This is a genomic window from Luteibacter sp. P4_E6, from assembly GCF_056401535.1.
Genome location: NZ_JBFUJE010000136.1, coordinates 1 through 9,058, shown reverse-complemented (window position 1 = coordinate 9,058; position 9,058 = coordinate 1). Strand labels below are relative to the sequence as shown.

Below are 9,058 nucleotides of genomic sequence, written 5' to 3'. Positions count from 1 at the left end.
GAAGTGGGCCAGGTCACCTACAATGACACCGGCGTCATTCTCGAGGTGCGTCCGCGAGTGAATCCGGGTGGCCTGGTTTACCTGGACGTGACCCAGGAGGTCAGCCGGGCCGACGAGGCCGTTGTGCCGGGACAGAACGTCGCCATCGCGAAGCGCAAGCTGGATACCCAGGTGGCGGTGCGCAGCGGGCAGACCGTGTTGCTGGGTGGCCTCATCAGGCAACGCGACAACCGTGGACGCGCGGGGGTGCCGGGACTGTCGCGCATCCCATTGCTGGGCGCCCTGTTCCGCAGCCGCAACGAAGATCTCATGCGGACGGAACTGATCGTACTGATCACGCCGAAGGTCATCGCCAGCGGCGACGATGCGAAGCGTGTCTCCGATGAGTACCGACAGCGCTTTCGTTCGCTGCAACCGCTCGAAGCGGCGACGCCGGAGGCCGCGACCGCATCGGCCCCAGCCGCCAGCGCGGGATGATTCCGGGCGATCCTGCGCCGGCTTGCGTAACATAGCCGGCGCATGACTCCCGTCTTCCCGATCACACCGCTCCTCCCAGACATCGTCGCTTCGCTCGCGGTGCGTCCACGCCTTGTCCTGGAGGCGCCGCCAGGCGCAGGTAAGACCACCCAGGTGCCGTTGGCCCTGCTGGCTGCACCGTGGCTCGCGGGAGCCCGCATCATCGTGCTCGAGCCGCGCCGTATCGCGGCGCGTGCCGCAGCGGCGTTCATGGCCGCGCAGCTCGGCGAGCAGGTTGGCGAGACGGTTGGCTACCGGATCCGCTTCGAGTCCCGGGTGGGGCCCCGTACCCGGATCGAGGTCGTTACCGAAGGCATCCTCGGCCGCATGATCCAGGACGATCCGACACTGGATGGCATCGGCGCGGTGCTCTTCGACGAATTCCACGAGCGTCATCTTGCCGGCGATCTGGGGGCCGCGCTCGCGCTGGATGTGCAGGCGAGTCTCCGCCCTGACCTCCGGCTGCTGGTGATGTCGGCAACGCTGGATGGTGAGCGCATCGCCCGCTGGCTCGACGCGCCCCGGCTGAGTAGTCCCGGCCGGAGCTTCCCCGTCTCCATCGTGCATTCCCCTGCGCGACCGCAGGAGACCACCGAGCAGCACCTCGCGCGGACCGTGCTCCAGGCGCTGCGTGAAAATCCCGGCGATGTGCTTGCCTTCCTGCCGGGTCGGCGTGAGATCGAGCGCGCCCGCAGCATGTTGGAGAAGCACGACGACGCGATCGAAGTAGTGGCATTACACGGTGAGCTGTCGCTGGCCGAGCAGCAACTCGCGCTGGCGCCTGCGGACCCTGGCGTGCGCCGTGTCGTGCTTGCGACCAATGTCGCCGAATCGAGCGTCACGTTGCCGGGCATCCGTGCCGTCGTCGACGCCGGTCTCGCGAGGGAGCCGCGATTCGATCCCCAGTCCGGCTTCACGCGACTGGAAACCGTGCACATCTCCCAGGCTTCGGCGGACCAGCGCGCGGGTCGCGCCGGTCGTGTCGCCGAAGGCACGGCCTACCGACTATGGCCGCAAAGCCGCCGTCTCGAACCATCGCGCACGGCGGAAATCGAACAGGCCGAGCTTTCCGGTCTCGCGCTCGAACTGGCCGGATGGGGTAGTGATGACCTGCCGTGGCTGGACGCGCCGCCGGCCGGCGCGATGAGCCAGGCGCGTGACTTGCTGCGGAGGCTCGGCGCACTCGACGAGACCTCGGCGATCACCGCGTTAGGCCGCGACATGTTGGGCTTGGGTGCGGCCCCGCGCCTGGCCGCCGCGGCATGGCGGACGCCGCCGGAGCGTCGCGCACTGGTCGCCGATCTGCTTGCCTTGACCGAAGCCCGCTCGCCGCTGCGGGGGGAGCTCGGGCGCACCGACGACTTCCGCCAGCGCGTCGCCGCACTGCATCTCTGGCGCGACGCGGGAGCGCGCGGTGCACGCGCAGGCTCGGCCGACATCGGCGCACTCGCGGCGATCGAGAAGGCCTCTTCCGGTTGGCGTCGACGACTCGACGTTCGTTCCGCCGCCAGCGGCGTGCCCGACGCGCACGCGGTCGGTGACCTTCTCGTTCATGCCTTTCCCGATCGCGTCGCCCGCCGTGACGATAGTCAGCCGATGCGCTACCAACTCGCCAACGGCCGCGGTGCGCGCCTGCACGAGGCGAGCGCGCTGCTCGGCGAGCCGTGGCTGGTCATCCTCGACCTGCGTCTGGACGCTCGCGACAGCCTGGTCTTCGCCGCTGCGCCCTTCGATCCCGACGTGCTCGAGCGCGACCACGCGGATCGTTTCATCACCGAACGCGTGTTGCGGTGGGACGACGAGCGGCAGATCGCCGAAGCCTTCGAGGAACGACGTTTCGATGCACTGGTGATCTCGCGCAAGGCCATTCCGGTGCGTGGCGATGACGCCATGCCGGCACTCCTCGCCGCGATTCGCGCGCGAGGTATCGCCAGCCTGCCGTGGAGCGACAACGCGCGGCGCCTCCGTGCGCGTATCGGGGCCCTGCACGCATGGCGTCCCGAGTTGAACCTGCCAGACGTCGCCGATGCCACGCTGATGCGTTCGCTGGAATCCTGGCTCTCGCCGTATCTCTCCGGCAAGCGACGGCTCGAAGCCCTGCAGGCGGCGGAACTGTCCGAGGCGCTGTCGGCCATGCTGGACTATGAGCAGCGTCGCGCGCTCGACGCGCATGCACCGGAAGAACTGAAAGTGCCCAGCGGGATGACCCGTCGGCTGGAGTACGGCACACGCGAAGACGACGCCGGTGCGCCGCCGGTGCTCGCCGTAAAACTGCAGGAATTGTTTGGCCTCGCCGATACGCCGCGTGTAGGCGACGGCCGCGTGCCCGTGATGCTGCACCTGTTGTCGCCCGCGGGCCGTCCGATCCAGGTCACACAGGACCTCGCCGGCTTCTGGAACCGCACCTATCCGGAAGTAAAGAAGGAGCTCAAGGGACGCTATCCGCGGCATCCCTGGCCCGACGACCCGTGGACAGCCGTGGCGACGCACCGCGCGAAACCACGCGGGACCTGACACGCGCGCGGGACATTGCCGTGCCGCTGCAGCGGCGCGCGCCGCTACTGCCTGAGCCACCTCCCTGCTGAACTACGTCGTCTACTCGCATCTACCGGACAAGGAGTTCCTGGTATGCCGTCGACGAACGTTCCCCAAGCACGCCAAGGTCGACGCATGCGTCACCTGGTCTGGATCGCCTGCGCCTGGTGCGCGGGAGCGGCAGCGCAGACGTCCGTGCCGCTCGCGCATTTCCTCCAGCCACCTGCCGGTGATTTCATTGCCGAGTTGATGAGCGAGCGCTTGTGGCGCCTGACGCCGTCCGCTTCGCCGCTCCACGACGACTCCGATGTGGAGCGACTCTCGCTGGTCGATCCGACGAACATGTATACCGAGCTGGCGCCTCTCAGCGAAAGGACCATGGACGCGACATGGCGCGCGGCGTGGACGTCCCTCGGACAGCGCGGCTTCGCCATGCCGCTCCCGCAAACCCAGGCGATTTTCCGCTGGGATCTCGGTCTGACCCGTGCACGCCCCGGTATCGAAATGCCTCCGCTGCGGCATGTGGAGGAACTGGGGAAACCCTGGGTAGCCGCGAACATCATCAAGGCTGGCGTGGACCGTGACCTGTTCGTCCAGGCGCGGCTGCTCGCCGGTCCCGGCAATGGGTTGATCGCGGCTAATCTGGCCCTGGCGGGGCAGCTCTTGCGCGAGAAGATCGAAGCGGCACAGGCATCGGGCGAGATCTATGCCGGCCTGTGGTCCGCTCCGCTTGAACACATGGTGGCTGCGCGTCGGGCGCATGCGCTGAGCGCGGTGGAGACCTCCTATCTGATGCGACTGCTCGAGAACGAGCTTTCCTCATCACGCGATCGTCCCCTCTCCGTCTATGGCAGTCGCGCGGTTCCCACGGCCGTCCGCGTAGCGCGTGCCGCGGCGGCGTATCGCTCGGAAAACTACACAGCGCCCTATCCCTGTTCCGACGATGGCGCCTTCGTCCCCGGCGTGGCGTCGACGAGCCTGGCTGACACGGAATCTGCTTTTTGCTTCACGGACATGATCGATCGCCGCGTCCTCGCCTGGTACGGCGCCGCGTTGCGCGACGATCTCGCCGCAAAGCTCGAGGATCCCGAGGTCATGGTGTCTGCGGTCGGCCCTCTGATCGAAGCCATCGACCGGCTGCGGCCCGCATGGTTGGGTGCCTTCGTTGGCGACACCCAGGATGCCTCGCTGGATACCGACATCGTCGCGGCGACGGTGGGCCGGGAACTGGTGTGGCAAGGACGGATCTCCGCGGAGGCCCAGGCCGCGCTGGAAGAACTTGCCGTCGACCGAATGTGTCGAGGGAGTGCGCTATGAAGCGCTCGAATCTGCGTTGCCTGGTCCATACCGGATTTGCCGTGTCGTGCCTGGTCGCGAGCCTGTCCGCTGCGGCGGTCGTTATCGGCAGGCGCTCGGTAGACGACGATCCCAACGGCAATGTCGTGAACGCGTTGATGAATGGCTTTCGCTTTTATGCCGATGGTTTGTCGGCGCGATACATCGATCGGGCCAACCAAGGCGTCGCGCCTGCGACCGGGCAGACGTGGCGAGCGTTCGAGCAGCGTATGATCGGCTCCACCTTTGTCACCCTGCTTTACACCTACCAGAGCGCCGATGGCGTGTCGCGCTCGCGAACGTATTACGCCATGTCCGGCAGCAGGGGCTCGGTCGACAGCCGAGCGGAGACCCTGCTGACCCCGGATCTCCCGGACTGGCTGGACCCGTGGCCCGGCGAAGTCATGGCGACCTCACAGGACGGCGCCAACTCGCGCGTGCCCTGGCAGATGCCGATGATCCGACCGGAAGCACCTTGGGATCTGCAGGACGCCGAAATGAAGGCCGTGCGCACGCTGGAGACGGACCTCAGAGACGGGACGGTCGAGAAGGGTGGTCTTGCCACTGTCTTCGTCAGCGGGCCGCTGTGCCTGGCCTGCGATCAGGCATTGAACAACTTCGCCAATGCGTATGAGCTGAGCCTGGTGGCGAACGAGAACGTGTGGGGTGGCTCGCAGGCGAGCGCACTGTTCCATGGCAGGCAAATGGCCTATATGGCCACCGTGCGCAGTTCGCTCATCGGCCGCGAACGGTTTCGTCCCTCGCATGCACCGCCGGCACGGGGAAAGGTCCCCGACATGTGTGTCGCGGGACGTCCCGTCGTCTCGTTCCCGCTGGCGGTCAGGCCGTCGACCCATAGCGCGCTGGTGACCCTGATCCGCGCGTATGCACGGACGAAAGGTGATGCTTCCTACGTTCTCTCCGGCAGCGACGAGAGCTACGCGCGTTGGGTACTGGTCGATCCGTCGTCGCCGTATTCGGAACCCGCGGAGCGCGACCTCTCGAGCATGAACGACGCCGTCCGTCTCGCCGCACAACTGCTCGCCATCGAAGGCCGCGTGCCCGGGCAGCGTGAACTGAGCCTGCGCAAACAGCGCGAACTGGGCTTCACCAAGAGCCGGCCCTGGACGGACGTTGACGACTACTACGGTCCCCCTATCAACACGTATCGCGGCGTGCCCAGTCATACGAAGGCAGGCGTTCATGCCAACGTCGTGATCGGTGTGCGGGACATGGTCGGCCATGACTATCCGGCTATCGGCGCGTTGTATGCGGTTGCTGCACAGCTGCTTCGGGAGAAGCTCGACGCGACGCCGGTCGCTGAGCAGCGGCGGCTCGGACTGCGCCCGGAGGTCCTGCAAGGGCTGGTCTCGACCCCGCGCGAGTGGCGACCGACCGAGTTCGATCGACAATACCTCGCCATCCTGCTCGACGGTGCGATGCGCGAGTGGGATATYGGTGCGCCACACAACAACACGCTTCCCCGTTTGCCGGTGGCCTTGCGCATCGGGCGCATGGCGGCGGCGTATCGCGACCAGCAGCCGTTCGATGTGGACCCCTGCCTCAATGCGAGGGATCACGACCCGGCGACGGCCGGCAAGGGCGGTGGCGATCCGCGACCGTTGTGCTTCAACGATGCGACAGACCGCGCGGTCTATGCATGGTTCGTCGACGAACTTCATCGCGAGATGGCACCCAGGCGCCCATCTGAGATCGGCGATCCTCATCGGGAGAAGATCGCGGGCCCCTTCCGGTACACCCAGTTCGCCGAACGATCGCTGGGCGGCGCGTCGCTGCACGCCGCGGTGCGCAAGGAAGTGGTGGAGATGAAGATCGTCAATCGATTGGTCGCGGACGGCGACCTCTCCTACGCAGCATCGCTGCCGGTGATCCGTCGCGCTGTCACCCTTATGCAAGCGAAGGGGAACTAGTCATGCGCCCATCATCCATGACGTCTGCCGCACGGCTGGCGCTTGCCGTCCTGCTTTGCTTCGGCGGCGCAGACGCGTCGGCCGTCCGTAGGAAGCCCGCGCCCAAGCCCACGCCTGCGCCGACGGAGCTTCCCGACCCTTCACCAGGTACGGTCGTCGAAGCCGGGTATACGGAGGATGTCGAAGGCACGATGACCGATCGCCTTGGCTTCCTGATCAATGTCTATGCGCACGGCATGCAGGGCTACATCAGCGACGCCGTGCGCGACCGCAGCCGGGGTGTGGGTGAGCCGTCAATGGAGCGGTTTCGGAACCAGCTGATGAGGGCGACCTTCGCCTTCTTCGAATACAGCTGGCACGTCGGGGATGTTCGCTACACGCGCGTCTACGTGTCGCGTTCGAATCACGAATTCGAGCGGCTCATACCACAGGGCGATTCGGATCTGGTCGTGCCGGGAACGCGGGAGGCGGATTACCTGCCCGACGTGAGTGTCTTTCGCTTCGCAAGGACGAATGTGGAGGTGCCGGGTTCGTCGGTCAGGCCGAGCCACGATCCGCTGGCCAATCGGGCCAGCGATGCAGAGATCAAGATTCTGCAGACGCTGAAGAACGATATCTACCTGAATCCCGAGATGGCGAATGGGGAGCTGGTCGGCTTCGTCAGCCAGAAGCCCTGCATATCGTGCAGCCCGGCGCTTCGCCGTTTCGCCAGCGAGACCGGTGCGACGGTACGGGTCAACTACGTCGACGGTGAAAATGCCGATGGCAGAAGGACACCCTTGTTCCTGTCGTTGCGGCAGATTCGGGAAGTCGCGGCGACGCTGCTGGTGAGTTATTTCTCCCACATGCCCTGACGAGTGGGACGTAACCTCGGGTCTTCGAGAAGGAATCTCATGACTACCTTGCTTCAGCCCGCACCGGCTCGCGCCTGCCGGGTGGGTGTCACCCTCGCATTCGTCGTCGCATCGAGCTTTGCTGCCGGCGGAGCTCTCGCCAACACAAAGCAAACCAGCCCCCTTGCGCCACCATCGGGCGACTTCACTGCGCTCTGGATGGAGGAGCGCATCAAGGCGAACGGCCTGGCCGGAGCCATGCGTGACGACGACTCGTTGACGTCTCGCTTGCTCGTCGATCCTTCTTCTCCCTATAGCGCGGTAGCCGACTTGCGAGAGAGCCAACCTGGCGACGCTCCGTGGGTGAGGGCGCTTCATCGGATGGACGAAGATCTCGAGACGCCGATGACGCATGCGGAAGCAAGAGCTGCCGTCGCCTGGGATCTCGGCCTGACCAACGCCTTGCCGGGATTGTCCGCGGGTGACCATCCCGTCGCCTTCGCAGGCGACAGCATGGTGCAAGCCCATCTCATCAAAGCGGGCGTTGCCGTCGACATCTTCAATCAAGCACGTCGCTTGTTCGGCGAACGGCACTATGCGGTGGCGGCTTACTACGCTGTCGCGGCCCAGGTGCTTCGCGATCGCATCCCGACGCTGCAGGTGACGAGACGGCGTGTATCCGGCGTTCGCGAGATGGTGTTGTTTCGCTTCCTCCTGGCCGATCGCCTGACGGATATCGTAAGTTCGGACTGGTCATACCTCACGCACATGCTCGAGTCGGAAATGTCGGGCTGGCATGCGGGGCGAGAAACGATCTACGGCCACAGGGAGATCCCCCTGGCGTTTCGTGTGGCCCGGGTGGCGGCGGCTTACCGGCAAGCCATGCCCTATGCAGGGCGTCCCCCGTGCGACGCCCGCGGTGTGGCCGATCGACATGTCGCGGCATCCAGTCCCTACGACCCCCGGCGCGAGCTGTGCCTGTCGAATGCTATCGATCGCAGCGTGCATGCCTGGTTTCGGCGCGTACTGGAAACCCAGATGACCCAGGACGAATCACATCACGGCCTGTGGCCACCTGAGCTATCGCCCGCACTGCTGCCGCTGGACTATGCCCGGTCCGGGCGCGAGACGATGCCGCATGGTGAACTCTTCGCCCGCCATGCGGGGCATACCGAGACGGCCGATCGCTTGCTGATCGAAGATCGTACACGAGGCGCGTTTTCCGCCGAGGAGGCTGCCGAGGTCATCAACAACCACGTGGCGACGCACTTGTGCGGCAGGAGTCGCCCATGAGATCGCGCCGTGCATCGATTCGCCACCGCCTGCTCCTTGGTCTGTTCCTCGCCGTCGCTGGATGCCCTGCCAGTGCGGGCGAGGTGAAGACTTACGAATGGACCTATGACTACGACGACATCGTGCTATGGCACCTACGCCTGAGCTTCCTTCACCACGCCATCCCTTCGGTGGAATGGTTTCTCGGCGCCACGTCGCATAGGCGGGGCAACCGCCAGGCCTTCCATGAATTCGCGCGACAGTTCTTTTCATCGACCTTCGCGGCGTTCGAATACACCTATACAGTCAATGGCAGGGAGCACACGCGGACCTACTATGCGCGGTCCGGCGAGGACCCACCGAGGCTAGGCGTGCGTGGACAGGCGCCGGCACCCTATGAGAACTATCTGCAGGTGCAGCCTACCGAGGTGCACGCCGTGTTGTTGCCCTCGGACAGGTCGGTGATCACCTGGACGGCCCTGGCTGACGGTCGGCCGTCCGATGCACGACGCAACGACGCTGAACTGAAGGCCGTGCGGTCCATCGAACGCGACCTGATCAGCAAGCGCGTCCCGCTCGGGGGCGAAGTCACCGCCTTCGTCAGTCAGCCGATGTGCCTTTCCTGCGAGATGGCCG

At 65.8% G+C, this 9,058-nt stretch carries 7 protein-coding genes; all 7 read left to right on the top strand.

Annotated features, from left to right (window positions below; all coding sequences use genetic code 11):
* Positions 1 to 477: type II secretion system protein GspD (locus tag AC1DT2_RS10510; protein ID WP_477296149.1), on the top strand; the 477-nt coding region annotated here is incomplete at its 5' end.
* 42 nt (positions 478 to 519) lie between these two features.
* Positions 520 to 3,030 (top strand): ATP-dependent helicase HrpB, encoded by a 2,511-nt coding sequence (gene hrpB / locus AC1DT2_RS10505; RefSeq protein WP_477296148.1) that lies wholly within the window; start codon positions 520 to 522, stop codon positions 3,028 to 3,030.
* A 156-nt stretch (positions 3,031 to 3,186) separates the two neighbouring features.
* Positions 3,187 to 4,368, top strand: coding sequence for a hypothetical protein (locus AC1DT2_RS10500; RefSeq protein ID WP_213949834.1), 1,182 nt, complete (start codon positions 3,187 to 3,189; stop codon positions 4,366 to 4,368).
* A complete protein-coding gene (locus tag AC1DT2_RS10495) occupies positions 4,365 to 6,317 on the top strand; it encodes a hypothetical protein (protein ID WP_477296147.1) in 1,953 nt (650 codons plus the stop codon). The genes AC1DT2_RS10500 and AC1DT2_RS10495 overlap by 4 nt, the downstream gene beginning before the upstream one ends.
* A gap of 2 nt (positions 6,318 to 6,319) precedes the next feature.
* A complete protein-coding gene (locus AC1DT2_RS10490; protein WP_477296146.1) occupies positions 6,320 to 7,171 on the top strand; it encodes a hypothetical protein in 852 nt (283 codons plus the stop codon).
* A gap of 39 nt (positions 7,172 to 7,210) precedes the next feature.
* Positions 7,211 to 8,443 carry a hypothetical protein gene (locus tag AC1DT2_RS10485; protein WP_477296145.1) on the top strand — a complete coding sequence of 411 codons (1,233 nt, stop codon included), beginning with the start codon at positions 7,211 to 7,213 and terminating at the stop codon, positions 8,441 to 8,443.
* On the top strand, positions 8,440 to 9,058 hold a 619-nt coding region (locus AC1DT2_RS10480; protein ID WP_477296144.1), incomplete at its 3' end, for a hypothetical protein. The genes AC1DT2_RS10485 and AC1DT2_RS10480, both read left to right, overlap by 4 nt.

What these genes read in the sequence shown, in the direction of transcription:
- hrpB (WP_477296148.1), top strand. Translation starts at nt 520, where the DNA reads ATGACTCCCGTCTTCCCGATCACACCGCTCCTCCCAGACATCGTCGCT.
- AC1DT2_RS10500 (WP_213949834.1), top strand. Translation starts at nt 3,187, where the DNA reads ATGCGTCACCTGGTCTGGATCGCCTGCGCCTGGTGCGCGGGAGCGGCA.
- AC1DT2_RS10490 (WP_477296146.1), top strand. Translation starts at nt 6,320, where the DNA reads ATGCGCCCATCATCCATGACGTCTGCCGCACGGCTGGCGCTTGCCGTC.
- AC1DT2_RS10485 (WP_477296145.1), top strand. Translation starts at nt 7,211, where the DNA reads ATGACTACCTTGCTTCAGCCCGCACCGGCTCGCGCCTGCCGGGTGGGT.